General features: G+C 64.9%; 22 protein-coding genes and 2 pseudogenes. 9 read left to right on the forward strand and 15 right to left on the reverse strand.

Annotation, left to right across the window (positions count from 1 at the left end):
- Positions 1-140: 140 nt before the first annotated feature.
- From BST10_RS23995 to BST10_RS20365, 8 genes and pseudogenes are all read right to left on the reverse strand, one after another.
- Positions 141-251 (reverse strand): annotated as a pseudogene (locus BST10_RS23995) (IS110 family RNA-guided transposase); the annotation flags it as partial.
- 115 nt (positions 252-366) lie between these two features.
- A complete protein-coding gene (locus tag BST10_RS20335; protein ID WP_083040286.1) occupies positions 367-1,272 on the reverse strand; it encodes an SDR family NAD(P)-dependent oxidoreductase in 906 nt (301 codons plus the stop codon).
- A gap of 14 nt (positions 1,273-1,286) precedes the next feature.
- Positions 1,287-2,417 (reverse strand): acetyl-CoA hydrolase/transferase C-terminal domain-containing protein, encoded by a 1,131-nt coding sequence (locus BST10_RS20340; protein ID WP_083040287.1) that lies wholly within the window; start codon positions 2,415-2,417, stop codon positions 1,287-1,289.
- Between the two features lie 59 nt (positions 2,418-2,476).
- On the reverse strand, positions 2,477-3,613 hold the full coding sequence (locus BST10_RS20345) for an acyl-CoA dehydrogenase family protein (RefSeq protein ID WP_409371372.1): 1,137 nt from the start codon (positions 3,611-3,613) through the stop codon (positions 2,477-2,479).
- 38 nt (positions 3,614-3,651) lie between these two features.
- Entirely contained in the window at positions 3,652-4,797 is a 1,146-nt protein-coding gene (locus BST10_RS20350; RefSeq protein ID WP_083040289.1) for an acyl-CoA dehydrogenase family protein, read from the reverse strand.
- Positions 4,794-6,287, reverse strand: coding sequence for a class I adenylate-forming enzyme family protein (locus tag BST10_RS20355; RefSeq protein ID WP_083040291.1), 1,494 nt, complete (start codon positions 6,285-6,287; stop codon positions 4,794-4,796). Before BST10_RS20355 ends, BST10_RS20350 begins: the two co-directional genes overlap by 4 nt.
- A gap of 111 nt (positions 6,288-6,398) precedes the next feature.
- The gene (locus BST10_RS20360; RefSeq protein ID WP_083040292.1) at positions 6,399-7,628 is read right to left on the reverse strand and encodes a cytochrome P450; all 1,230 of its coding nucleotides are present in this window, start codon (positions 7,626-7,628) and stop codon (positions 6,399-6,401) included.
- A 20-nt stretch (positions 7,629-7,648) separates the two neighbouring features.
- Positions 7,649-8,803, reverse strand: coding sequence for a thiolase family protein (locus BST10_RS20365; RefSeq protein WP_083040293.1), 1,155 nt, complete (start codon positions 8,801-8,803; stop codon positions 7,649-7,651).
- 178 nt (positions 8,804-8,981) lie between these two features.
- Between BST10_RS20365 and BST10_RS20370 the strand changes: the two genes are divergently transcribed.
- Both BST10_RS20370 and BST10_RS20375 read left to right on the forward strand, forming a co-directional pair.
- Positions 8,982-10,481, forward strand: coding sequence for a class I adenylate-forming enzyme family protein (locus BST10_RS20370; protein WP_083040318.1), 1,500 nt, complete (start codon positions 8,982-8,984; stop codon positions 10,479-10,481).
- Positions 10,482-10,512: 31 nt separating this feature from the next.
- Positions 10,513-10,812: a hypothetical protein gene (locus BST10_RS20375; protein WP_083040295.1), complete on the forward strand. Its 300-nt coding sequence runs from the start codon at positions 10,513-10,515 to the stop codon at positions 10,810-10,812.
- A gap of 353 nt (positions 10,813-11,165) precedes the next feature.
- On the opposite strand, the gene BST10_RS20380 is transcribed toward BST10_RS20375, so the two are convergent.
- Genes BST10_RS20380 through BST10_RS20395 form a run of 4 tightly spaced genes read right to left on the reverse strand, consistent with a single transcriptional unit; the run spans position 11,166 to position 15,275 of the window.
- Entirely contained in the window at positions 11,166-11,606 is a 441-nt protein-coding gene (locus tag BST10_RS20380; protein WP_083040296.1) for a nuclear transport factor 2 family protein, read from the reverse strand.
- A 5-nt stretch (positions 11,607-11,611) separates the two neighbouring features.
- A complete protein-coding gene (locus BST10_RS20385; protein ID WP_083040298.1) occupies positions 11,612-12,565 on the reverse strand; it encodes a VOC family protein in 954 nt (317 codons plus the stop codon).
- Positions 12,565-13,776 (reverse strand): CaiB/BaiF CoA transferase family protein, encoded by a 1,212-nt coding sequence (locus BST10_RS20390; protein WP_083040299.1) that lies wholly within the window; start codon positions 13,774-13,776, stop codon positions 12,565-12,567. The genes BST10_RS20385 and BST10_RS20390 overlap by 1 nt, the downstream gene beginning before the upstream one ends.
- Before the next feature lie 8 nt (positions 13,777-13,784).
- The gene (locus BST10_RS20395; protein ID WP_083040301.1) at positions 13,785-15,275 is read right to left on the reverse strand and encodes an aldehyde dehydrogenase family protein; all 1,491 of its coding nucleotides are present in this window, start codon (positions 15,273-15,275) and stop codon (positions 13,785-13,787) included.
- Between the two features lie 115 nt (positions 15,276-15,390).
- On the opposite strand from BST10_RS20395, the gene BST10_RS20400 reads away from it, so the two are divergent.
- The 6 genes from BST10_RS20400 to BST10_RS20425 all read left to right on the forward strand — a co-directional run bounded on the left by BST10_RS20400 (position 15,391) and on the right by BST10_RS20425 (position 21,244).
- Entirely contained in the window at positions 15,391-16,593 is a 1,203-nt protein-coding gene (locus BST10_RS20400) for an acyl-CoA dehydrogenase family protein (RefSeq protein ID WP_083040303.1), read from the forward strand.
- The gene (locus BST10_RS20405) at positions 16,590-17,573 is read left to right on the forward strand and encodes an acyl-CoA dehydrogenase family protein (protein ID WP_235673547.1); all 984 of its coding nucleotides are present in this window, start codon (positions 16,590-16,592) and stop codon (positions 17,571-17,573) included. Before BST10_RS20400 ends, BST10_RS20405 begins: the two co-directional genes overlap by 4 nt.
- Positions 17,574-17,582: 9 nt before the next feature.
- Positions 17,583-18,725 carry an acyl-CoA dehydrogenase family protein gene (locus tag BST10_RS20410; protein ID WP_083040306.1) on the forward strand — a complete coding sequence of 381 codons (1,143 nt, stop codon included), beginning with the start codon at positions 17,583-17,585 and terminating at the stop codon, positions 18,723-18,725.
- 107 nt (positions 18,726-18,832) lie between these two features.
- On the forward strand, positions 18,833-19,573 hold the full coding sequence (locus BST10_RS20415) for a FadR/GntR family transcriptional regulator (RefSeq protein WP_083040308.1): 741 nt from the start codon (positions 18,833-18,835) through the stop codon (positions 19,571-19,573).
- Entirely contained in the window at positions 19,570-20,397 is an 828-nt protein-coding gene (locus BST10_RS20420) for a PaaI family thioesterase (protein ID WP_083040310.1), read from the forward strand. The genes BST10_RS20415 and BST10_RS20420 overlap by 4 nt, the downstream gene beginning before the upstream one ends.
- Before the next feature lie 133 nt (positions 20,398-20,530).
- Entirely contained in the window at positions 20,531-21,244 is a 714-nt protein-coding gene (locus BST10_RS20425; protein ID WP_235673546.1) for a thioesterase family protein, read from the forward strand.
- Positions 21,245-21,249: 5 nt separating this feature from the next.
- Here the strand turns inward: BST10_RS20425 and BST10_RS20430 are convergent, their stop codons facing one another.
- The 3 genes from BST10_RS20430 to BST10_RS20440 are packed head-to-tail and all read right to left on the reverse strand — an operon-like array spanning position 21,250 to position 24,447.
- Positions 21,250-22,059: an enoyl-CoA hydratase/isomerase family protein gene (locus BST10_RS20430; protein ID WP_083040314.1), complete on the reverse strand. Its 810-nt coding sequence runs from the start codon at positions 22,057-22,059 to the stop codon at positions 21,250-21,252.
- Between the two features lie 10 nt (positions 22,060-22,069).
- The gene (locus BST10_RS20435) at positions 22,070-23,230 is read right to left on the reverse strand and encodes a thiolase C-terminal domain-containing protein (protein ID WP_083040316.1); all 1,161 of its coding nucleotides are present in this window, start codon (positions 23,228-23,230) and stop codon (positions 22,070-22,072) included.
- Positions 23,227-24,447, reverse strand: coding sequence for a Zn-ribbon domain-containing OB-fold protein (locus tag BST10_RS20440; protein WP_083040317.1), 1,221 nt, complete (start codon positions 24,445-24,447; stop codon positions 23,227-23,229). The genes BST10_RS20435 and BST10_RS20440 overlap by 4 nt, the downstream gene beginning before the upstream one ends.
- Before the next feature lie 543 nt (positions 24,448-24,990).
- Here BST10_RS20440 and BST10_RS23440 point away from each other — a divergent pair.
- Positions 24,991-25,176 (forward strand): annotated as a pseudogene (locus BST10_RS23440) (IS3 family transposase); the annotation flags it as partial.
- Between the last annotated feature and the right edge of the window lie 70 nt (positions 25,177-25,246).

Genomic DNA, 25,246 nt, shown 5'->3' on the forward strand with positions numbered 1-25,246 from the left:
AGTTCGCCTTACAGTGGACCTCGACCCACCAACCCCAAGCCGCATAGCGACTGGACCACCAAACGGGTCCCCCTCACCGGGCATTGACGAGCATCGGTCTTGACCCGATCTCCCGACGGACGCTGCAACGGTTTCTGATAATCCGGAGTCAACCGGCGCTCGAAGACCGCGCCGGTATCACCGTCCAACCCGCACGCGACGACCGATCGTGCGTATACATCCAACTCAACACCCGTACGCTGAACCTTCACTGGGGCCTCTCACATCTTGTGGCTCTACCGGCCAGGACCCATTTCCTGTCGGCAACCCACGTACACATGTGAGCGAGGCCCCAGCCCCACAGCGTCTAGTTAATGACACGCAGCACTAGATTGTGGGCAACGGACCCGCCAAGCCGCGCGGCAGTGCCCCCCACAACCAGCTGACTGCTTGCCCGAGCTCCGAGAATTGCAAGCTGACGCCGTCTTTGGCGTGATAGCAGGCCGCGGCTTCGGTGAATCCGGTGATACGGCTGAGCCGGTCGCCGTTGATGCGCAGGATCTGGCCGGTCAACCACGACGATTCGGGGGACTGCAGCCAGGCGACCACTGCCGAGCTTCGTCCCGGGTCCAAGGCGGGGTCCTCGGCGGCGGCCCCGCCGAAGAAGTCCTCGCTGATCCGGGTCACCGCCAACGGTGAGATCGCGTTCACCGCAACACCGTAGCGGCGCATCTCCATTGCAGTTACCACGGTCAGGTTCGCGATCGCTGCCTTGGCGGCACCGTAGGCGCTTTGACTAATGTTGCCCCACAACCCGGCACCGGACACGGTATTGACGATCCGCGCGTCGACTTGGTTGCCCTGCTTGGCTTGTGACCGCCAATAGTCGCATGCGTGTTTAGTGACGGCGAAGGTGCCCTTCAAGTGCACGGCAATCACCGCGTCCCAATCGGCCTCCGTCGCACTGGTGATCATCGCGTCGCGCACGATTCCGGCGTTATTGACCACTCCGGTGAGCGTGCCAAACGTCGAGACCGCGGTAGCCACCATGTCGGCCACGTCGTCCCATAAGGCCACCGAGCCGGTGTGGGCGATGGCCTTGCCCCCGGCGCGTTCAATCTCGGTAACCACCTCCGCGGCCGGGCCCTCGCCGCCGCCTGTGCCGTCGCGGCCCACGCCCGGGTCGTTCACCACCACGGCAGCCCCTAACGCGGCTAGCTCAAGGCAGTGGGACCGGCCGATGCCGCGACCGCCGCCGGTTACGAGGACGACGCATCCGTCGAGTGGTTTCATGCGATTGCTCTCTTTCACTGGTCGAAAAGTTGGGCGATGAGCTCGCGGCGCTGCGACCAGTCGGCGCCGCGCAGGTCGGCGTGGCCTGATTCGGTGACAATCAGGTCGATGTGATGAGCCGGCGTGGACGCCGGGCGGCTCAGGCAGGCAACCAGCGGCGACCGCCCGTGGACCGTCGTGGGCACTGCGATGATGGACAGACCGCCGCGGCTGATCCGGGCCGCCGCACAGTAGTCGGGGTGTCCGCCGATGCCGCCGACCACCTTGTCACCACGGCCTTCGACGTTGACTTGACCCACCGGGTCGATCTCGATGGCGGTATTGACCGCGACGAACGGCTCCCCGCGCGATAGCCGGGTTAGGTTGTGACTGTGGTCAATACCGCGCAGGATCGGCCGGGCCTCAGCCCACTCGTAGAGTAGGTCGCTGCCGTGCAGGTACGTCGCCGATGGAACACCGATTAGCCGACCTCGGCGGTCGAGGTCAACGACCGCGTCGGTCAGCAGCCCGGTGTCGATACGCAGCGGCTGGTCCGCACGCCGTAACAGCGCCGTGCCCAACTGGCCGGGCCCGTACTGCAGCCGGGAGCCCTCGGGCACAAAACGCAACACAGCATCAGCAAGGGCCTGGTGAATCGGTTCGGGCTCTCGGCTCGGCACCCGAACCGGTCCATCGTCGCTGTGGCCGACGACGCGCACCTGCGACGGGTCCAGCGGGGGCTCAGCACTCGCGGCCGGCGCGGCGACGTCAACGACACCCAGCACGGGTACGCCATGGCCGATGAGCTGTCGTTGCCAGGACACCTCGGTGCCGAAATGCAATTGTCCGCTTCGTTCCACCAGCTTGGTGATCAGCAGGTCGGGGCGGAGGGTGCTGCCAAGCATCGCGTCGATCCCGGCCAGGCTGGTCGGCAGGAACCGCGCTGACGGGCTCTGCAGCACGTCACGTACGCCCCAGCCCGGCATCAGCGCAACGACGTCGGCGAAAGCAGTCGGGTCCAGACCGTCCAGCGCGGCTGGCAGCCAGCCCAGCACCAGCCGCAGCGAACCGACGTCACCTGCCACCGCGCTCAGCACGGCGGGTACAGAGGTCCCGTCATCGAGGCAGCGCAGTTCCCCGACACCGTCGCCGAGCGCTATGGTCATGCCTGGGCGCACGGCGGCGCGAAGTGCGGCGGCAAAGCCCGCTCCGGTGAAAGGCGTTGTCACCGCGGCTCTTTGGGGAGTCCGAGCACCCGCTCGCCAAGAATGTTGCGCTGGATCTCACTGGTTCCGCCCAAAATGGTCTGCGCTCGGCCGACCAACATCTGGTGCACCAACTCGTTGTCAGCGGGGTCGGTGCATGCATCGGTCCCGAGCGCCTCGGTGGCCAGATCGCCTAGGTCGCGGTCGGTCTCCGACGTCATCAGCTTGAGCACCGAGAACTCGGGCGAAGTCAGGTCACCGGACTCGATGGCCCGTTGCCACGTGAACCGCAGCAGCCACATCCGGGCCCACAACTTAGTCATGGCTCGGGCCAGCACCGGATCCAACAGGTCGTGATCGCGTGCCGCAGCGAGCATCCGCTCGCGCAGCCGGAACATCGAGACTGCCTGCGAGCCCAGCGTGAGTCGCTCACGTCCGAGGGTGACCAGCGCAATCGTCCAGCCCTGCCCCACCTCGCCGATCAAAGCGTCGTCAGCAAGTTCGGCGCCGTCGAAGAACACCTCATTGAACTTACTTTCGGAGTCCATTTGGACCAGTGGGCGCACGCTGACGCCGGGCGTATCCATCGGGACGACAAACATCGACAACCCGCGGTGTTTGTCCGGCCCAGTCCGCGCCAACAACAGACCGTAGTCAGCCGACGCCGCGGCGGAACTCCAGACCTTCTGTCCGTCGATGCGCCAGCCGTTCGCGGTGCGCTCGGCACGAGTGCGCACCGCGGCAAGGTCGGACCCCGCACCGGGTTCGGAGAACAGCTGGCACCAGATCTCATCGCCGACTCGGATCGGCTTGAGAAATCGCATCTTCTGTTCGTCGGTACCGAACTTGATCAACACAGGGCCGACCAAGTCCGCCCCGGTGATGCCCAGTTGTCGGGGCACTCCGGCTCGTGCGCATTCCTCGGCGAATACGGCTTGGAATGCGACGGTCGCGTCGGCACCGCCGAATTCACGGGGCCAGTGCAGGCAGGTGTAGCCATGGTCGGCAAGATAGCGGTGCCATTGCCGTCCTGGGTTGACATCTGTGGCCGTCGGGGTGGGCCCGTAGTTACGCAGTCCGGAGGGCTTGGGTGCGCTCTCCAGAAACGCGCGCACCCGGGCGCGCAACGCGTCGATATCTTCGGTCTGGTCCGGCACCATCGCTCCTTTGATTGGTTGAGGACTTGGCGGGCTTTTCACAGCAGCTCGACCTGCGCGGTAAGCCGGTCCCAGTGCTGCCCGGGGCCGCCGAATAACACCTCGTCCGTGCGCGCTCGACGCAGGTAGAGGTGGGCGGAGTCCTCCCAGGTGAACCCGATGCCGCCGTGGATTTGGATATTCGCATGGACCGCATTGCGCAGCGACTCCGAACACACCGCCTTAGCCATACTGGCGCGCCACTTCGCTTCGGTGGCTACTCCGCCCGCGTCGCCGTTTACCGCCTGCAGGGCCGCCTGCGACGCCGAACGGGCCCACTCAAGGTCGACCAGCATGTCGGCGCACTTGTGCTTGATGGCCTGAAAGCTGCCGATCGGGCGACCGAACTGTTCACGGGTCCGCGCGTAATCGGTGGCGATCTCCAGCACCCGTTCACATGCACCCACCTGCTCGGCAGACAGCACTGCCAACGTCGCATCGACATTACGCTCGATCAGGTCATCGACCGGTCCTTCCGCTGTCAACCGGAACGCCGGAGCGTCGGCGAAGGTGATGGTGGCCATCGGACGGGTGCCGTCCAGCACTCGCTCCGCCTCGACGGTGACGCCCTCGGCAGTCGAGTCCAGCAGGAAGACCGCAAGATCGTTGTCGACGGTGGCGACGACAACCAAATCGTCGGCGGCTGTGCCGTTGAGAACATGGCGGACCGCGCCGTCGATGCCCCAACCCTCGCTCCGGCGGCTCGCGGTGAGGGTGACCGCCTCGCGTCGCCACAGCCCGCCGTCTCCGGTGATCGCGGCCGCCGCGGTGCGATAGCCGTCGAGCAGCCCGGACAAGCACTTCTCCGCCCTGGGATCGTGGGCGCAGGTGTCGAGCAGCAGCCCAGTCGCCAATACCGTCGACGCGAGGAACGGCACCGGTGCCAGCGCACGGCCGAGCTCGTGAGCGACGACGCCCAGCGCGGACGCGCCCTGACCCGTCCCACCTAGATCCTCCGGTACGGCGATCGCCGCGACTCCTACCTGAGCGCAAAGCACGGTCCACAGCTCGCTATCGATGCCACCGCAGCTTCCGTCGCCGTCATAGGCCACGGCCCGGACCCGCTCTTCCGACGCGAACTTCTCGCAGACGGCGCGAACGGACGAGGCGAGCTCCCGGCGCTCGTCGGTGGACAACGCCGTCATCGGCTTCCTCCTGCAATACGTTGGGCCAGTTCCGTCTTCGCTACTTTGCCCAGCCCCGTCAACGGGAACTCGTCGACGATGACGAGCCTCTCGGGCCACTTCTGCTTCATCAGTCCACGCTTGTCGAGGAAGGCGCACAGCTCGTCGAGTGTGACGTCGCGGTGTCGAGCGGAGCGGCGCACCACCGCGCAGACCATTTCTCCGCGCAGCACGTCGGGTTGCCCTAGCACCGCGACCTCGTCGACCAGCGGGTGCGCCAGCAGCTCATTCTCGATCTCCTCCGGTGCAATGTTCTCGCCTTTGCGGATGATCAGATCTTTGCTCCGGCCGGTGATTACAAGACGCCCGTCGGACCGCAGGTAGCCCCGGTCCCCTGTGCGAAACCAACCGTCCGGCGTTGTCGCGCGCGACCACTCTTCGGGGTCGACATAGCCGGGTGTCAGATTGTCGCCACGAAGCTCGATCTCGTCGGCTGAACTGATCCGGACCGCCGCTCCGGGAATCGGCAGGCCCGAGCTGTTGCTCTGTTGTTCATCGGTGTCGGCGGCTTGGCTGACGCACACCATCGCCGCCTCGGTCATTCCGTAAGCGTGCACGATTGGGATTCCCATCTCTTTGCGCACCTGCTTGTGTAGTTCGGGCGGGCAGGGCGCGCCGCCGCCGATCAACATGCGCAGCGACGGAATCAACGGCCGGCGGCTGCCCGTCGCCAGCTGGGCCGACAGCAACATCTGATAGAAGACGGTGCTCCCCCCCGTCACGGTCACGCGATGGCTGGCCAGCAGGCCGGGGAGATCGTCGGCCGTGACCTTGGGGAGCATCAGCAGCGGAACGTCCGTCAGCAACGCGGCCCCCAGGTAGACCACCCCGCCGATGTGTGCGATCGGAAAGGCCACCGTTCCGACCTCGTCTGGATAGTCGCCCATGCCGAGATGCTGGGCGTAACCGCGGGCGGCCGCCAACAGCGTCGCGTCCGAGTGCCGCACGGCCTTGGGCCGCCCGGTGGTGCCGGAGGTGAAGTACAGCCATCGGGCGTCCGTCGGTGAACGGATGTAGTCGAGTTCCGGAGGACGCCATCTTGGCGTCGCGCGCAACAGCTCGATGAAATCGGTCGGCAGCACCATCACTCGGGCTTCATTCGGCGCGTTGGCGGCCGTCGACTCGTCGACGAGCAGCATGTCTGCGCCGGCAACGTGGTAGGCCGCGGCCACCTCCCGTTCGCGGTAGAGGTGCAGCACTGGCGCCTGAATGACGTCCATGCGAGCCAGCGATAGCATCACCAGCGCCGCAGACACATTCGACGGAAACTGCCAGGCCACTGTCATGCCAGGACGGACACCTGCCTCCCATAGCCAGTGCGTACCCGCGGTGGTCAATGCGGCGACCTCGGCCACGGTCAGCGTCTGACCGGCGATGTCGCGCAACAGCGGGCGGCCCGGTCGCGCTGAGGCGAACTCATCGAGGAGTCCGGCGATGGTCCCAACCGTCACCGCTGCGCCTCCTCGCCTTATGCTTTAACTATTTAACCAATTAAGATGGCGCAACTCCAACTTTTGCGACCACCGGTGGCCTCGGGGATCGATGAAGTCGCGGACCGCACACTACTTCGCGACGCCGATGCGGTTGCCGGGGGTGAACTTGACCGGCAGCTTGCACACGGCGTAGACCTCACCAGCATCCTCGAACCGCTGCGGCTGCCCAGCGAGTTCGAAGTCAGGTAGGCGCGCAAGGATTTGGCCCAACATGACCTGGAACATCATCTTGGCGTAGTGGGAGCCCAGGCACCGATGCACACCCACCCCGAAGGCCATCTGCTTTTTCGCGTTCGGTCGGGATAGGTCCAGCGTCTCGGGGTTCTCGAACATCGCTGGGTCGCGGTTGGCTGCCGCCCACATGAGGATTGCTCGGTCGCCCGCGCACAGTGACTGCCCGTGGAAGTCGGTGTCGCGGGAGACGGTCCGGGCCAAGCCGAGTGTCGGCGTGTACAGCCGTAGCAGCTCGTCGGTGCCCTTCTTGATCATCTCCGGATCGTTGATCAACTGTTGGCGGAGCTCGCTGTCTTCACACAGCCGCAGCAGCACGTTTCCCGTGAATCCGCTGGTGGTGTCCATGCCGCCCAGCATCATCAGGAACGTATACATGGCGATCTGGGTGTCGTCGAGGGGTTCGCCGTTCAAGGTCCCGCGCAGGATGTCGCTGAACAGGTCGTCGCCGAGGCCTTCGGCACGCCGCTGTTGCATGTGCTTGTTGATCTCGGCGAACAGTTCCATGCCCGCCGTAGCGGACTTCTCCGGGTCGTGGGCGCGGTAATGCACCAGGGTATGCACCCAGTCCACCCACTCCATGCACCGGGATTCGTCGAATTTGAGCAGTCGCAGGATCAGGCGCGCCGGCAGCGGCGTGGTCAACTCGGTGACCAGATCGCATTCTCCCCGCTCGATGAAGGCATCGATGGCCTCGTCGATCATCTCCAGTGCAGCGGGTAGGGCCCTCTCGGCCGACCCCGGGGAGAATTGGCGCAGTGTGATGTCACGGAGTTCAATGGTCTGCGGCGGGTCGGATTCGATCGGCAGGATGGGAAACGGCATCCCGCTGGCGGGTACACCGACCGACGGATAGGAGTTGAACAGCGCGTCGTCACGCGCTGCGTCGAAGACCGACGCGTAATCCGTCAACGCCCAGAAGCCATCGTAGTGATGCGAATACGCGACCGGACAGCCTGATTCCCGCATCTGGCGGAATGTTGCGTGTGGGGCCTCACGGAATTCGGGCGAATGGTGGTCGAGATCGACCTCTGCTCGTTGCTGCTCGACGGTCCGGGTATCGGTCATCGGCTGCTCCCTTCGGTGGGTTACTTGCTCAGGATTGCGACTGCGGCGGTTCCAGGTGCCCCGTAGAGCTGGGCGAGCGCCACCTGCGGGTCGTTGGGCACCTGCCGGTCGCCGGCGGTGCCGCGCAGTTGGTGGACGAGTTCGTAGACCTGCCGCAGGCCGGATGCGCCGACGGGCTCTCCGTTGGCCAACAGACCGCCGTCGGTGTTGATCGGCAGGCGGCCGCCGATTTCGGTGGCGCCGTCGGCGAGCAGCGCTTCCTGTTCGCCGTCCTTGCACAGACCAGTCTCGGCCATGTGGATGAGCTCCGAGCCGGAGTCGGTGTCCTGCAGCTGGGCGATGTCAATGTCCTCGGGCCCGACGCCGGCCAGCTCGTAGGCGGCATGGGCGGCCTCCGCGGTGGTCCCGGGCGCCAACGGCAGCTCGATCGAGGTCCGCAACAGTTCGTAGGCGCCGTCACGGCGGCTGCGCAACGCGGTGGACCGCAGATAGATCGGCGTGTCGGTGTACTGCTTGGCTACCTCTGCGCGGCACACCACCACGGCGGCGGCGCCTTCGTTGGGGTTGCAGTACATGTATTGCCGCAGTGGCGCATTGACGACCGGCGAGGCGAGGATGGCCTCGGCACTCATCGGCTTGCGGCGCCATGCGTGCGGGGTCAGGGCGCCGTTGGCGAAGTTCTTGGCGGCGACGCGGGCGAGCGTCTGCTCGGTGACACCGTGGTCATGCATGTACCGCATGATTTTGGTGCCGAAGTAATGCGTGGTCAGGAACATCCCCTGGTCGCCATACCACTGCGGCAGGCCGGAGACCGACGGGTCGGCGCCGAACGCCCCGCGCGGATGTTTGTCCAGCCCGACGCCCACGGCGATGTCCGCCTCACCCAGCTGGACGTCGCGGGCGGCCAGGGTCAACAACGAGTTGCCGGTGGCGCAGCCGCTCAGCGTCGCGCGAGCCGGCAACCCCGTCATTCCCACTAGCCCGGTGACCGCCTCCGGGTTGGACACCTCTAGGCTTCCGGCGTAGAGGCTGCCCACATCGGTCCAGTCCACCCCGGCGTCCCGCAGCGCTCGGTTGATGGCCACTGCCCCCATTTCCAGCGCCGATCGGTCTTCGTAACGCCCGAACGGATGGAGTCCGACCCCGATGACGGCGATTTCGGGCTTGCTGCTCATTAGGGCTCCTTCCGGGCGATCGGGCTAGGGCTGTGGGACTCCCCGCCGCGCCGCCGCTATGATGTCGGTACCGCGAACTCTATAACTATATATCTGATTCGATTGCAACGGGCTGGAGAATCGCCGCGCCGACCCGTCAACGGGGCGGTGCGGCGCATAGCGAGTGAAGGCTGAGGCGTTGAGTATTTCGCTGTTGTTGGACATGGCGGTTTCGGGTGACCCCGACCGCGAGGCAGTGGTGGACGGTGAGGTCCGCTTGACCACCGCCGAGCTCAGTCAACTGGCCGATGGCGGTGCCGGGGTGATCGCGGCGTCGGGCGCGCGACACGTGGTTTATGTAGGTACCGGCGGTGCCCTGCTGCCACTGCTGATCTTCTCGTCAGCCCGGGCGGCTACACCATTCACGCCGCTGAACTACAGATTGAGTGACGACGGGCTGCGGCAACTGATCGATCGCCTGCCGGACCCGCTGATCGTGACCGACAGCGAGTACCGCGACGCAGTTATCGACGCCAGCGAGCGCGTGATGACTTCCGACGAGTTCATCGCGGCCGCGCGCACCGCCGACCCCGTATCGGAGTTTGCCGATCCCGACGACGTGGCGATCGTGTTGTTCACCTCCGGTACGACTTCTCGGCCCAAAGCCGTTGAACTGTCACATAACAACCTCACCAGCTACATAACCGGCACGGTGGACTTCGGTTCCGCGGCCTGCGACGACGCGGCGTTGGTGTGCGTTCCGCCGTACCACATCGCGGGGGTAGGCGCGGCGTTGTCGAACGTGTATGCAGGCCGAAAGATCGTGTATCTGTCTAGATTTGATCCGCGGCAATGGGTGCACCTGGTCCGCCATGAGCGGGTAACCACTGCGACCGTGGTGCCGACGATGTTGGACCGCATCGTGTCCGTGTTGGAAAGCGACCCGACTGGGCTACCGACGCTGCGCAATCTCGCTTACGGCGGGTCCAAAGTGGGGCTGCCGCTGGTTCGTAAGGCCATGAATCTGCTTCCGGATGTCGGATTCGTCAACGCCTACGGACTGACAGAGACCAGTTCAACCATCGCAGTGCTTACTCCGGAAGACCACCGCGCGGCACACGGTGCATCCGAGGACGCCATCGCTCGGCGGCTGGGTTCGGTCGGGCGGCCGGTGCCCGGCATCGAGGTACAGATCCGCGCTGAAGACGGAACGGTGCTGGGTCCCGGCGAAACCGGCGAGTTGTACGTGCGGGGCCCGCAGGTCTCCGGCAAGTACGCCGAGATCGGATCGGTGCTGGATGCGGAGGGCTGGTTCCCGACGAAAGACGTCGCCACGGCCGATGCGGCGGGCTACCTGTTCATCGGTGGGCGCTCCGATGACACCATAATTCGAGGCGGCGAGAATATCGCCCCCTCTGAAGTGGAAGATGTGCTGATCGAGCATCCCGACGTTCACGACGTCGCGGTCGTCGGCCTTGACGACCCCCAGTGGGGCCAGATCATCGTCGCGGCGGTGGTGCCCGAGCCCGGTAGCGACCCCAACGCTGATGTGCTACGCGAGTACGCACGCAAGGTGCTGCGGGGCTCACGCACCCCGGATCGCATCGTTTTTCGCGACCACCTGCCGGCCACTGCGACCGGGAAGGTAGTGCGCCGCGAAATTATCGAGGATCTCAAGTGCGCCATCGCAGATCTGTAAGTGTCCAAACGAGAACAACAAGGAGCCAACCATGATTAAGAACGGCAGCCGGTTGCAGAGCCAGGTCTGCAACACCCAGGTCATCGTGGTCAAGACCGCAGAGAGCCTGGACGATCTGCGCTGCGGCGGGCAGCCGATGCTGCCGATCGGTGCCGAGACGTCGGCCCATTCGTTGGATCCCGCATTCGCCGACGGCAGCGCAATGGGTAAGCGCTACGTCGACGACGCCGGGGCCGAGGTACTGGTCACCAAGGCGGGCGCCGGCACGCTCAGCGTCGGCACGACGACTCTGGCGCTCAAAGAGGCCAAACCGCTGCCAGCCAGCGACTGACGGCCGCCGGCGTATCTCGTCCCGCTAGGTCATCGATCCGAGCGCGCCAGCCATAGGGTGAGCAGTTGACGAAGGGGGCCTTCGCCGTGTGTGCGCCAGTGTCGGAGGCTCTTGATGTGGAAGCACGGTTCGGCATTTCGCCACGCCTGCGTCCAGCGCCTGGATGACAACATGCGGCGAGGTCTGCGTCCCGGTTCAGCGGACTCCTCGCCGACACGCCCCCGATCGCGAGCCGGCGTCGACCTCGGCCTGGCGTGCCAGTCTCGACGTACTCACGGACACGACTCCATCCTTCCCAAGAAGTGAAGTCTCCTGACGCCGGGGCGATTCGTACCTCGATTCCACTCGTCGAATCAGGCGGGCGATCCCGGTCGCTTGCCGTCGACGGAAACCAGTCGATGCGAAAAAAGCCACCGCTCTCCGACCGGAACGAGTACGTCCCGGTAGCGGCCCCAGTGGTCGGCCGCATCCACCTGGAAGACCACGAAATAGGCTTGGGTTTCGATGCGTTCAGGGCGAACGGATGTGAAGAGCAGGTTGGCAACGTAGTGCCGCACTATGTGGCGGGTGCCGAGCGGTGGGGCGTCGGCGCGGGCGATCCGTGGCGCGATGTCGGTGAGCGCGGCGACAATCTCGCGTCGACCGTGCGCGGTGAAACCATCTTTGACCTCGAGAATGCCGTCCTCGCTGAAACAGGCCGACAGCCGCTCCAACTGCCCGCGATCACCGGCGTGGTTGTAGCGAGCGTACGTGTCGCGAACGTTTTCCCGCGCGATAAGTTCGTCGAGGGTCAACCGGGTCAGCCTTGCTTGCTGAAGTACTTTGCCGGTCGTTCGACGAACTCGAAGACGACACCGTCGGGCGAGCGCAGAAACGCGATGTACAGGCCCTCGATCTTGGTACCCGGTAGCGGGCACCACACCGGTTCACCCTGCGATTCAATGGATTCCGGCAACAACGATAAAGCCTTCTCGACATTTTCGACCCGAAGTGCGCAGCGGTAGAGACCCTGACGATTGCCACCCCAGGGCACCGGGTTCGGCTTGGTGTCGGGGTGCGCAACGACGGTCAGGCCGAACTGATGCGCGTCCTCGGGAAGCGCGTACCGAGCGACCACGCAGCCCGTTGCCTCGGCGGATCCACCGGGCACCAAGCGCTCCGCGGCCACGGGCCGCCTTACCGGCGCCTCGACCTCCACGAAGCCGATCGCGGTGAGGAAGTCTCCAGTGGCGACCGCATCGATCGCCGCAACCCTGATACCCGCGAACAGCGCTCCCTTCGACGCATCGACATCGGGAGAAGCCTGGCTCAGTTCGACTACCGCACCATCGGGGTCCAGCGCAAGCACCGACTTCGTACCGCTGATCAATCCGTCCACCGGATCACCGACAACCATCCCGGCATCACGCAGCGACCCCGCCGTGCCCTCCAGATCGTCCACGACGAACAGCGTCGAGCGAATGCCCGGGCGAACCGGATCGGTGCTCGGATCGTGCTTCATCGCCGGCGTGTGGTACTCGATGGCCTCCAGCGCACACCCGGAGCGGCCGCCCCTGGCGTCATAGAGAAACGATGTGGCGCAGTACGTTTGGCCGTCGAGGCCGAGGATAGTACCATCCGTGGCGATCTGCGGGTCGGTTCGCATCCGCGCTGATAAGCCCAGGTGCTCGGCATAGAGTTGCTCGGTTGCGTCCAGCGATCCACAGTTGAGGTTGACGTGGAGAAAGCGGCGGGCGAGATCCTCAGATGCCACTACAGCACGACCGAGTTGATCTTGAAGTCGATAATCTGATCCTCGCTGTAACCCAGTTCGGCCAGCAGCGCGTCGGTGTGTTCGCCGTGTCCGGGCGCACCGGTCAACTCCAGCGGAGTTTCGTTGAACTGCACCGGACTCGCGGCGAGCGCGAACTCGTTGTTGTTCGCGTCGGTCGCGCGTGGCAGGTAGCCGTTGACGATCGCCTGCGGGTCGCTGTGCACCTCGTGGGCGGTGCGCATGATGTCCCAAACCCCGTCGAACCCCGCGAATGCCTTCTCCCAATATGCCAGGTCTTCCAATCCGAAAGCCTTGCGCAGTTCGGCGATACACTCTTTGCGGTTCTGGAAACGCAGCGCTGCGTTGCTGTACCGCGGGTCATCGATGAGATCGGACCGCCCGAGCCGGGTGCAGAAATCGGACCAGAACCGGTCGGCCTGCAACAGTACGAAGGCGATGAAGCGGTTGTCGCGCGTCTTGTAGATGCTGGCAACCGGGTTAGGCATGTCCTCGAGCTGGAACTTCGGGATGCCCTGGCCGGTGACGCCGGCACCGACGATATCGGGCCCGAGTTGCCAGATCGCCGCATTGAGCAGTGACACGTCAACGACCGACGGCTCTCCGGTGCGCTCACGTTTGAGCAGTGCACCCGCGATACCCGCGGCGAGGGCCAGTCCACCGTAGGAGTCACCAAACGCAGGCCGCTGAATCGGCGGGTAGGAGCCGTCCCCGGCGCTATAGGCTTCTCCGATTCCGCCCCGAGCCCAGTAGGCGGCCAGATCGAACCCGCCCTGCGAAGCGAGGTCTCCCTTGGTGCCGTAGCCGTGACCGCGAGCATAGATGATCTTCGGGTTTCGGACCCGCACCTGTTCGACGTCGACTCCCATCCGCTGGCGGGAATCCGGCAGCAGGTTGGTGACAAACACGTCCGCGGTTTCGATCAACTTCATCAGCAGCTCGAGCCCCTCGGCGCTGGAGGTGTCCAAACCGATGCTGCGCTTGCCCCGGTTCGGCTGTTCGATGAAGTGGTTTACTCCCCCCGCGCCCGTGACGACGCCGGAACTGATCAGGCCGCGTTGCGGATCGCCGGTCTCGGGATGCTCGACTTTGATGACGTCGGCGCCCCAATCAGCCAGCACCGCACCTGCCGCCGGAACGAATGTCCATGCGGCCAGTTCAACAACGCGGATCCCACTAAGAATGTTGCTCATGTGTTCCTTCAGTCCGAGTAGGCGATGGTTTTGGTCTCGGTGTAGGTTTCGAAACCCTCGAGGCCGTTCTGCCGGCCCACGCCGGACATCTTGTAGCCGCCGAACGGGGCGTCTGCCCCGTAATACATGCCGCTGTTGATCATCACCGCGCCGGTGCGCAGCCGTCTCGCCACTGCCATCGCCCGGTCATTGGACCCATGCACGGCGCCGGCCAACCCGTAGGTGGTGGCATTGGCCAGCTCCACGGCCTCATCGTCGCCGTCGTATGGCGTGATGGTGATGACCGGGCCGAAGATCTCCTCCTGGAAGATCCGCATGTCGGGGGTGACGTCGGCGAACACTGTCGGCGCGACGAAGTAGCCCCGGTCCAGTCCCTTCGGTGCGGCGCCCCCGGTGGTGAGCCGCGCACCCTCGCTCTTGCCGATCTCGATGTACTCCATCACGCGGCCACGCTGTTTGGCTGACACCAGCGGACCGCAGAAGTTCACGGGATCGGCGGGGTCCCCGCAGCCGACGGCGCCGAAGGTGGCGGTGGCAACCTCGACGGCCTGCTCGTAGTGCGAACGTGGCACCAGCACCCGGGTGGCGAGGGCACAGCCCTGGCCGGAATGGATCAGCGCCCCCATGCAGCCGGGCAGCGCGACCGACATATCGGCATCGTCGAGCACGATGTATGCCGATTTTCCGCCGAGTTCGAGCAGCGTTCGTTTCATGGTCTTGGCCGACTTCTCGCGGATCAACTCACCGACCATGGTCGAACCGGTGAACGACACCATGTCGACCCGCGGGTCCGCGAGCAGCCGACTCGACACCTCCAGGTCTGTGGCCGGCACGATATTGACTACCCCGGCGGGAATGTCAGTCTCCTGGGCGATCAATCGGCCCCAACGCAACGCGCCCCACGGCGTCTCCATCGCGGGCTTGAGCACCACGGTGTTCCCGGTGGCCAGGATCTGCGACAGCTTGTTGCTGATGATCTCGAACGGAAAGTTCCAGGGCGTGATCGCCGCGATGACGCCGACCGGTTCCTTCACCACGACGCGGTTGTAGGGAATACCCAGTTTGGCATCCTGCGGCAACGGCCGCTCCCATTGGAACTCGGAGATAAACTCGGCCGGCCAGCGGATGGCGTCGGCGGCCGGCCAGTCCAGCTGGGCGATGTAGGTCGACGATAGCGGGGCGCCGGCCTCGGCTACCAGTTCCGCGCGGAAGTTCTCCTTATCCTTCTGGACCGCCTCATGAAGCTGCCGCAAGCAGTGCTGGCGGAAGTCCCGGTTGGTCGCCCAGTCCGTGGTATCGAACGCTCGCCGCGCCGCGGCGATCGCCTTCTCCATATCTTCGCCACTCGCATCCGTGGCAACGCCGAGTATCTCTTCAGTCGCCGGATTGACGTTGTCAACGGTGGCACCCGACGTAGATTCGCGTAGCTCGCCGTCGATGTAGAGCCGGGACTCCGGGTTGAACTGGACGGCTGGCGCGGCGACCGGTACAGCGGTCATTTGATGCTCCCTCTCGCAGAAGTGTCAGCGTGGGTTATCGTACCCCTTATAGATAATTGTTTAGCTGATTCGATCCAACCCGGACGAATCGCCCGACACGACGAAGGGGGTGCGGATGTCCGCCCCTACAGGCGACAGCGCCCTGCGCACCAGCCGCGATTACGTGTCGCAGGTCGCGCTGTATCGCCAGGATTTCCGGCACTACCTGCGCAACCTGGACTGGGCCGACGATTGGCGTTCCGCGGCCTTCACCACTGCGGAGGACGGCCTGGCCCACGACGCGGGGGTGCTGGCACGGCTGTATGAGGCCGGCTGGAACCGCTATGGCTGGCCGGAGAGCGCCGGCGGCCTGGGCGGTGACGAGATTCACCGAGCCGTCTACTACGAGGAACTGGGCTATGCGATGCTGCCGGTGCCGGCTCAGCACTGGACGTTGGAGACGCTCGGCCCGGCCCTGCTGAAGTTCGCGCCGGACCTGGCGGCCAAGCATGTGCCGGGTTACCTCAGCGGCGCCGAATGGTGGGGCCAGAGCTTCTCAGAGCCGGAGTCCGGCAGCGACCTCGCCACACTGCGTACCCGCGCCGTCGAGGACGGCGACAATGCCTTCATCGTCAACGGCCAAAAAATCTGGACCAGCCAAGGCCCCACGGCGACCCGGCTACTGGCGCTGGTGCGGACCGGCGCGCCGGAGACCCGGCACCGTGGACTGACCATGATGATGGTCGACGCTGACGCGCCCGGTGTCACGATCCGCCCCATCGCGTTGGCCAGCGGTCGGCGCGAACTCGCCGAGGTGTTCTTCGACGACGTCCGGGTACCACGCGAGCGCCTGATCGGCGACGTGGGCGAAGGTTGGGCCGTCGCGATGCACTTGATGCAGTACGAGCGCGGTATGTACGGCTACGCGGTGCTGACGAAGGTATTCACCGAATTGAGCCGGTTGCGCGAGGAGATGGTCATCCACGGCGCCACGTCGGAGCAGCGGGAAAAGTTCGCCCGCGTCTACGTCGACGTGGTGTCAGCCCAGGCACGCACCGCTACGACAGTACGCAGGCTCGCCCGGGGCGAGTCCGTGGGCGCCGACAGCAGCATCGACAAGCTGCTGTTCGGCCGCGCCGAAAAGGAAGTCAACGACTTGATCCTCGACATACAGCGCGACCAGATAATCGCCGGGAAGGGCAGCGCAAAACTGGACACGCTGCGCGCGGAGTGGTGGTATTCACGCGCCGCCACGATCATGGGCGGTACGGCTGAGGTGCAGCGCGGCATTATCGCCGATCATCTGCTCGGACTGCCGAAGGAGAGGCGGGGCCAATGACCGACGAATCATGGCCGATGGTCGAGGACGCGGTGTTCCGGCTGTTCAACGAGGTGGCCGCCAAGAATTCCGGTGAGCACGTCGCGGTCGGCCCGCAACTGGCCGAGCTCGGTTGGTCAGACATCGAGGTCGAATATCCGATCGAGGCATGCGAGCTGCTGTTCCGCGCCCAAGGCAGATCGCTGGCCAACACCGACTGCCTGGATCGGGTGATGTTGGCCGAACTGGCGGCGCTGCTCGACGAGCCGGTTGACGGCATTGTGCTGCCGGACCTCGTAGCGGGTTATTCACCGGGTTCCGACGGCGACCGGGTGGCCGGGATCGTGTTGGGTCCGCTGCAGGGACGCCTGGTCGTCCCGGTGTGCGGCGCGATGGGAACGGTTTCGGTCGGTGTCGTCGATGCCGGACAACTGACCGGTCAGCGGCTGGACACCTTCGACCCGTCCGTGTACTGGACACAGGTGAGTGGGCCGCTGGACGCCGTACTGGTCGAGGCGTCGACTGAGTGGAATCGTGCGATCGCCGCCGCACACCGGGCGCTGGCCACCGAGTTGGTGGCACTGGCAGCCGAGGCGCTGCGGATCGCGGTCGAGCATGTGAAGGTCCGCGTCCAGTTCGGAGTCCAGATCGGATCCTTCCAGTCGCCGAGACATGCCCTGGCCGACGCGTCCGCTGTTCTGGAGGGGGCACGCGCGCTGCTTGGCGAGTCCTGGCGCTACGGCGGCAGACTGTCGGCGCAAACCGCCAAAGTGGCGGCCGGGCGGGCACACCGCGCAGTCAGCGATGCCGCCCTTCAGGTGTGTGGGGCGATCGGCCTGACCGCCGAGCACGACTTGCACCGCTACGTCGAGCGAGGATTTCAGGTCGACTCACTGTGTGGCTCCGCCGACCAGCTAGAAGCGCTACTGGCTGGGCGCTTGTTTGATATTTACGCCCCGGGACGTGCGCTACCGGCGATCGTGACATGGGCCGAGGACTAAGGACAGTACATGCGCCGCAACATATTCGACGAGGTTCATGATGACTTCCGTGCTACCGCACGGGCGTTCTTCGAACGCGACTGCGCCCCTCACACCGAAAAGTGGGAGCGCGACGGCAAAGTGAGCCGGGAGGCGTGGCTCTCCGCGGGCGAGCACGGGCTGATCGGTTGGGCGCTACCCGAGCGCTACGGCGGCCTGGGCGTCACTGATTTCCGTTTCAACCAGATCGTGTCTGAGGAGATGTTCGGCACCGGCTCGGTCGGCATCGGCCTGGGCGTCCAAAACGACATCCTGGTGCCCTATCTCAACGATCTGACTACTGAGGAACAGAAGGAGCGCTGGCTGCCGAAATTCATCACCGGTGAGTACATCGGATCGATCGCGATGTCCGAGCCGGCCGCGGGCTCGGATCTGGCGGGTATCAAGACCACGGCCCGCGATGACGGCGACGCGTGGATCGTCAACGGCCAGAAGACGTTCATCAGCAACGGCCTGCTATCCAAACTGGTGCTGACCGCCGTCAAGACCGATCCGTCGGCCCGGCACAAGGGCATCAGCCTGCTGATGGTCGAGGACGGCATGGAAGGCTTCACCCGCGGCCGCAAGCTCGATAAGATCGGGCAGTATTCCGCCGACACCGCGGAGCTGTATTTCGACAATGTGCGGGTACCGAAAGAGAACCTGGTCGGCGAGCTCAATCGTGGTTTTTACCACCTAGTTTCGCATCTGCCCAGCGAGCGGGTGGGTATCGCGTGCTATGCGCTACCAGCCGCACGACGTGCCCTGGAGCTGACCAAGGCCTACGCGCTGGAGCGAACCGCCTTTGGCCAGCCGATCGGCAAGTTTCAGGTGAACCGGCATTTCCTCGCCGAGATGCAGACCAAGCTCGATGCCGCCCAGACCTACTTGGACCAGTGCATTCTGGCGCTCAACGACGGCGAGCTCTCCGACCAGGATGCCGCCGGACTTAAATGGTGGACCTCGGAGATTCAGTGGGAGATCATGGACCGCTGCCTGCAGATCTACGGCGGCTACGGCTACATCAACGAATACGAGGTGGCCCGACTCTGGCGGGATTCTCGGGTACAGCGGCTATACGGCGGCACCACCGAGATCATGAAGGATCTGATGGGCCGGTCGATGGGGTATTAGGCATGAGGTTGCTCACGTGCCCCCGCGAAAACCCGGTCGACCGCAAGAAGTCCGCTAACCTTCCAAATAGTTAATCAATATGAGGTACTTACCGACGGAGGATCGACATGGAGGTCACCAGTCTTCGGGAGCCGAAGATGGCCGATCGGGTGGCCACTGCGTTACGTCGGATGTTCATTCGCGGCGAGATCACCGAAGGCACCATACTGCCACCGGAATCAGAGCTCATGCAAAGGTTCGGGGTTTCCCGGCCGACACTGCGCGAGGCATTCCGGGTGCTGGAATCGGAGTCCCTGATCGAGGTGCAGCGCGGTGTACGCGGCGGTGCTCGGGTAACCCGGCCGCGTCGCGAGACACTCGCCCGCTACGCCGGCCTGATCCTCGAGTACGAGGGCGTGACGCTGAAGGACGTTTACCATGCCCGCGTCAATCTGGAAACACCGATGGTGGTGCAGATCGCGAAAGATCGCAATCCGGCCGTGATCGCCGAACTTGAGGAGATCGTCGAACGCGAGTCACAGCTGAAGCCGGGCAGCGACGCCGTCGACCAGTTGACCGACTTCCATGCTGCTATCGCGCGTCTGTCGGGCGGCAAAACCCTGCAGATCGTCAGCGACATGCTGCATCACATCATCGAGAAGGCGAACCGCTCGCTGCAGCCGACCAAGGGAGCACGTGCCGAGCAGGCGGTGCGCCGCTCGGCGAAGACCCACCGGATGGTCCTAGATTTGATCAAGGCGGGTGACAGCGAAAAAGCCGGCGAGCTGTGGTGCAAGCATCTACAGAAGGCGGAGGAGTTCGTCCTGACCGGATCCGAATTGTCGACCGTTGTCGATCTTCTCGAATGATCGGTCCGGACCAACGAGCAGCCGCGCACGACACCGAGACGCCCGACACCGTCCAGGTCCGGTTTGGGATCGAATTTCACGACAAGAACCCGGCCGATGGGACTGCCGTGATGTCCATGCCAATGTCGGGGTTGCGCAATCCTTTCACCGATGCGCCGAGCATCGGCCCACTGGCGATTTTGGTCGACGCGGCTGGCGGCATGGTCAATCACTATCGCCGGCGCGCAGATCAGTGGACCGTGTCGAGCGAGCTGACGGTGGAGCTGAGCGTCGGCAACATTGATGTCCCTGGCGAACTGGTGGCCAGCGCCCGCCCAGTGGGTCCCGTCAGCGCCACGTCGCTGTCGATTTGCACCCTCGCGCGCGGAGGCACGGTCATCGGATACGCAACGGTGCGCTCCTTCTACATTCCCGCGGGCGGTTTCATCGGCGAGCGGTCACCGGACCCATTAGTACGCACCCCCCAGACGACACTCACAGACCTGATGGCGGTCCGACCCCGGCCCGTCGACGAGGATCTCCGCGTGCTGGAGCAGCGCCCAGACCCCACCCTCTACAACGACATCGGCATCGTGCACGGCGGTGTGGCGGCAGCCGGGTTGGAGTTGTCCGCTTCGGCGGCCATCAATCAGCAGCGCAGCAACGGCTTGCTACAGACGGCATCGCTTCGAGTGAACTTCCTGCGCCCGTTCATTGCCGGCCGGAATTCCCGTTACATCGGCACCCCGATGCGGATCGGCCACCGGACCGCGGTTGGCGACGCGCAGGCCGTCGGCGACGACGGGAAGGTGGCGGTCACCGCCCGGGTCACCGCCTACCGCTGAATCGAGATTCCCAGTGTCCCCCTCCGCAAAAGTACCGACCTGTTTCTTCGTTGCTGACGACGACGTCTATCACCCCACCCGGCTAGCGCGGGGGCCGTGGGGCCCACATCTGAGCGGCAACTACGTTGGCGGATTGCTCGGTCGCGCGGTCGAGCGGCAGGTCAGCGATCCCGATCTGCAGCCTGTCAGGTTGACGGTGGACCTGCTCCGGCCGGTGGCGCCTCAACCTCTGCGAGTCGATGCCTACGGGGTCCGTCAGGGACGTCGCATTCAGCTCGTCGACGCGGTCATGCGCCAGGAGGACACCATGGTGGCGCGCGCCAGCGCGCTGTTTCTGCGCCGCAGCGAGCACCCGACAGCTACGGCGTGGACGTTACCGATCACTATGCCCGACATACCACCCGAGCCCGACGTGATCCCCGACGACCTTCCTATGCTCCTTCAGTCCTACGGCCGCGACCCGGTCCACGGCAGTCCCGGTGTGGGAGTGGACCAATGGCGACACGACGGCCAAAAGTTCGTCTGGATGCGGGAAACCAAGTTTCTCGTCGACGACGAGCCGCTCAGTCCGTTCACGCGCGCGGCGATGGCCGCCGATGTAACCAGCTCGCTGACCCACTGGAGCACGGCAGGGCTGCAATTCGTCAACGCCGACTACACGCTCACCCTCAGCCGACTGCCGAGGGGCGTGCACCTCGGCCTCGCGTCGGTCACGCACTATAGCCAGTCGGGGGTCGCCACCGGCGTCGCCACAATTTTCGACCGTGAGGGCCCCATCGGTAGTGGGATGGCGACCGCACTGGCCAACTCTGGATTCACGCCGCCACCCTCGATCATGCCCGGGTAACGTCGCTACTTCTTCGAGCGAGCCCGGAACGCGGCAACTCGCTCTTTGAATTCCGGCGTCGTGAACGAGGTGTACTCCTCGGCGAGCGCGTACTCGAGTACGCCGAGAGCAGCGCGTGACAGATGCATGTTCAGCGCGACCTTGCTGGACCGCAAGGCCTGGGACGGCAACGCGGCCAGCCTCTCGCCCAGCGCCAGCGCCTCGTCGAGGACGGTGTCGTCGCTGGCCACCTTCGTGACCAGATTCAGCTTCTCGGCGATCGTCGGAGTGATCTTGTCGCCCAGCAGCACGTACTCCTTGGCTTTCATCATTCCGATCAGCAGGGGCAGCATCGCCGCGCCGCCATCTCCGGCGACCAGGCCGACCGCGACGTGCGGGTCAGCCAGGTAGCTGCTCTCCCCCATTACCAGAAAGTCACTCAGCAGCGCGATGGAGCAACCCAGCCCGACAGCCGGACCGTTGACCGCCGACACCAGCGGCTTAGGAAAGTTGATTACCTCAAGGAACACAGTGCGCGCCTCAGCGATCTGAAACTGGCGAGCCACCGGATCATCGATCAGACGGCCGAACATCACCATGTCGCCGCCGGCCGAGAACGCCTTGCCGACACCGGTCGTCACCACAGCACGCACGTCATCGTCGGCGGTCAGCACCCGCCAGATGGTGGCAAACGCATGGTGGACCTCTTCGTTGACCGCGTTGAACGCCTCGGGTCGGTTAATGCTCACCACGTGGACTTGCCCACGCTTCTCCACCAGCAGCCATGGAGCGAATTCTTCATAGCCGGGCAACGTGCTGACTTCTGGGGTGGTCATGGCGCTCCTGTCAGTTCTTCTCGGTGGAGAGGATGGTGATCGCCGAGACCGCGGTCGGACCACCGATATTGTGTGCCAAGGCGACTCGTGCGCCGTCAACCTGATTTTCGGCCTCGCCTCGCAGTTGGTTGAACAGTTCATAGCACTGCGCCACCCCGGTAGCCCCCGGCGGGTGGCCCTTGGCCTTCAACCCGCCGCTCGGGTTGATCGGGATCGAGCCGCCAACATAATGCTCGCGCCCCTCGACCAGTTTGTAGGCCTCGAAGCGGTCGGCGAAACCGAGATCCTCGTAGCTGATCAACTCGACACCGGTAAAGCAGTCGTGTACCTCGGCGACGTCGACGTCTCCCGGCGTCAGCCCGGCCATCTTCATCGCCGCCTTGGCAGCCCGCACCGTCGGCGGGAAGGTCGTCATATCGCTCTTGTGCTGGTGCATGACCCGGTCCATACCGATCCCCACGCCACGCACCCACACCGGCCGATCGGTGTAGCGGTCGACGACATCCTCGGCGGCCAGGATGACCGCGGCCGCGCCGTCGCTCTGCGGTGTGCAGTCATAAAGCCCGAAGGGGTCAACGATCATCGGCGCGGCCAGCGCTTGTTCGACGGTAATCTCATAGCGCAGTTGCGCTTTCGGATTCTTGAGCGCGTGGAAATGGTTCTTGACCGCGATCATTGCCATGTGTTCCTTGGTCGCCGGCGACTCGTGCAGATAGCGGATGACGTGCAGGGCGAAGTTTGCCGGCGCGACCAGGCCCAGCGGATAATCCCACGCGTTGTCGCGGGTCATCGCGGCCCATTCCCAAAATGTCGTGTTGGTTGCGGTCTCACGCACCTTGTCGGCGCCAACGACCAGCACTACGTCGTAGAGACCGGAGGCGATCGCCAGTGTGCCGTTACGAATGGCGTCATTGCCGGTGGCACAAGCGTTTTCGACACGTGTGACCGGAATCTCAGTGAGATCGAGGGTGTCGGCCAGGATTCCGGACGGGAAGCCATCTGTGGTGGACAGCTCACCGAACCAGGCAGCCTCGATCTCCGACTTGTCAATGCCTTTGTCGACGTGCCCGACGGCTTCGGAGTATGCCATCGGCACCAGATCTTTAATACCAAGCTCGAAATGCTCAGCGAACGGGGTCATCCCGGCGCCGACGATCGCCACGTTCCTCATGATTGCTCTCCTTGGGGGGTGCGGCCCGGCCAGAAGGCATAGCCGTAATCGGGAATGCCGGACCGGTTGGCGATCTTGCGTAGCACCACCGAGCCGGGCTGCCCGATCGTCGTCTCACCGGCTGGTACACCAGTGACTTTGAGCAACACTCGCACTGGGCTGTCCTCAAGCTGGACGAGGGCCAGCGAGTAGGGGCTGGGCAGGTCGGGCACTGGAATGCGGACCGTCGTGTGGGTGTAGACGGTGCCGGTGCGGGGCAGCGGCGCGAACCGGTAGTCCCGCGCCAGCGCGCCGGCGTCATCGACGCGGAGCCGCGGCGGGAACTGCGGCGCGGTGTCGATACCAGGACGCTCGTCGAACACCGCTGCCTCCCAACGCAGTTTCGGTTCAAATGCGCGGGCGTATGCAGCCAGCGAGATCGGGATGCCGACGCCTTCGGTGACGCGCGCGTTGGGCAATTCCCGCGTCGGCGCCTCGTCGCGGAGAATCCGCGGCGTACGTTCGGTGAATGTCAGTTCGGCCACGTTGATCGTGGCTTGCTCGATGGCGAGCACCAGACCGGCATTGCCTTTCTCGATCGCATCGGCCAGCAGCCTGATCACCGCGGCGCCCGACACACTCGCGTCCTCGACCGCGGTGGATGCGTCGAAGTCGCGGCCCAATTGGGTGGCCTTGATTCCGCTGACGGCGGCCACCGTGGATTTGCCGGTCAGGCCCAGCCGCGCCAGGGTCGCACGCACCCCGACCTCTCGCTGCAGGCGGGGGTCGACGTAGGCGTGCCGTGTTCCGTCGTCGGCACGCGCCAGCAGGGGCAGGCTGCGGGTCTGCCGGGCCGCCGGAGTCAATGTCGCGCCCGAATCGCCGGTCAGTAACGCGGCCGCACCGGCGGCGGCGTCGTTGTCGTCGGCGGCGATCAGCAGCGTGCCCGGTTCGGCTCTGGTCGCTTGGTCGAGCACAGCGGGCGCACCGCCGAGGACCTCGGTCACCGCGATGTCCGCGGCCAACGACAAGCCGGCCAGCAGTACCGCACCGTTGCCGCCCTCCAACAACGGGAAGTTGCGCGACACCATGACCACCCGTTGCGCCGTGGCGCTGGGATCGGCGGCCCGCCCGGCCGCAACCGCCATGGTCAGTGCGTCCTCGTCGGGCCCTTTGATCCTGCGGGAACCGTTGGTCCACGGCGGCAGGTAGCTGCCTATCGAGATGACGTGACTCATACCTGCCTCGTTTCAGGACCCGGCAACCAAGCCAGGAAAGACTAATACGATATATAGTTATACCATTAGGTGAACCGGGTCGGTCCAGCTGTCCGCCTTGGAGGTGCTGTCCGATCAACTCTGGATCGGGTCTGCTGCATGAATTTAGGTGACATCTGAGTTGGCTTACCCTCTGGGGTGGGCTGGAAGGATGTCCTTGTGCCCAGGCCTTATCCGAAAGAGTCCCGTGGTGACGTCCTGCGGGTTGCGCGCAACCGGGAGCCGGGTGACCATCGAGGCGGTCGCCACAGATTTCGGGGTGCACCCGATGACGTTGACCAAGGGGCTGCGTCAGGCCGACATCGATGACGGCGTCAGGATCGAGGCCTACCGCACCAACGCCCTGGTCGATGCTCATCGTGATGATCCGGAATTCGGTTACCGGTTCCTGGTCGATGAGGCCCGCGCTGCCGGGGAGCCGATGGCCGAGCGGACCGCCTGGCAGATCTGCTCGCACAACGGGCTGTGGAGCGCCTTCGGCAGGGACGCAACGGCAAGAAGCCCGGTCCGCCGGTCCACGATGACCTGGTCGGCCGGGACTTCACCGCCGATGACCCCAACCAGCTGTGGCTGGCCGATATCACCGCGCACCGCACCGATGAGGGCGAGCTCTACTGCTGCGCGAACAAGGATGTGTTTTCCAACCCGATCGTTGGTTACAGCATCCCTGACCGGATGAAATCGGCTCTTCCCGATCGGGAGTGCGTGGGCGGGCGCGGCTGACCGGGTGAGGTTGGGGATGTAGGCGGGTCCTGGGGTG

It is taken from the genome of Mycolicibacter algericus DSM 45454, from assembly GCF_002086455.1.
Lineage (GTDB): Bacteria > Actinomycetota > Actinomycetes > Mycobacteriales > Mycobacteriaceae > Mycobacterium > Mycobacterium algericum.

Bases quoted from the DNA above. Each gene is read 5' to 3' on its own strand.
- BST10_RS20440 (WP_083040317.1), bottom strand. From the start codon at position 24,447: ATGAGTCACGTCATCTCGATAGGCAGCTACCTGCCGCCGTGGACCAAC.
- BST10_RS20360 (WP_083040292.1), bottom strand. From the start codon at position 7,628: ATGACCGATACCCGGACCGTCGAGCAGCAACGAGCAGAGGTCGATCTC.
- BST10_RS20400 (WP_083040303.1), top strand. From the start codon at position 15,391: ATGTCCGCCCCTACAGGCGACAGCGCCCTGCGCACCAGCCGCGATTAC.
- BST10_RS20430 (WP_083040314.1), bottom strand. From the start codon at position 22,059: ATGACCACCCCAGAAGTCAGCACGTTGCCCGGCTATGAAGAATTCGCT.
- BST10_RS20435 (WP_083040316.1), bottom strand. From the start codon at position 23,230: ATGAGGAACGTGGCGATCGTCGGCGCCGGGATGACCCCGTTCGCTGAG.
- BST10_RS20390 (WP_083040299.1), bottom strand. From the start codon at position 13,776: ATGAGCAACATTCTTAGTGGGATCCGCGTTGTTGAACTGGCCGCATGG.
- BST10_RS20365 (WP_083040293.1), bottom strand. From the start codon at position 8,803: ATGAGCAGCAAGCCCGAAATCGCCGTCATCGGGGTCGGACTCCATCCG.
- BST10_RS20415 (WP_083040308.1), top strand. From the start codon at position 18,833: ATGGAGGTCACCAGTCTTCGGGAGCCGAAGATGGCCGATCGGGTGGCC.
- BST10_RS20350 (WP_083040289.1), bottom strand. From the start codon at position 4,797: ATGACGGCGTTGTCCACCGACGAGCGCCGGGAGCTCGCCTCGTCCGTT.
- BST10_RS20335 (WP_083040286.1), bottom strand. From the start codon at position 1,272: ATGAAACCACTCGACGGATGCGTCGTCCTCGTAACCGGCGGCGGTCGC.
- BST10_RS20410 (WP_083040306.1), top strand. From the start codon at position 17,583: ATGCGCCGCAACATATTCGACGAGGTTCATGATGACTTCCGTGCTACC.
- BST10_RS20405 (WP_235673547.1), top strand. From the start codon at position 16,590: ATGACCGACGAATCATGGCCGATGGTCGAGGACGCGGTGTTCCGGCTG.
- BST10_RS20340 (WP_083040287.1), bottom strand. From the start codon at position 2,417: ATGACCATAGCGCTCGGCGACGGTGTCGGGGAACTGCGCTGCCTCGAT.
- BST10_RS20395 (WP_083040301.1), bottom strand. From the start codon at position 15,275: ATGACCGCTGTACCGGTCGCCGCGCCAGCCGTCCAGTTCAACCCGGAG.
- BST10_RS20375 (WP_083040295.1), top strand. From the start codon at position 10,513: ATGATTAAGAACGGCAGCCGGTTGCAGAGCCAGGTCTGCAACACCCAG.
- BST10_RS20420 (WP_083040310.1), top strand. From the start codon at position 19,570: ATGATCGGTCCGGACCAACGAGCAGCCGCGCACGACACCGAGACGCCC.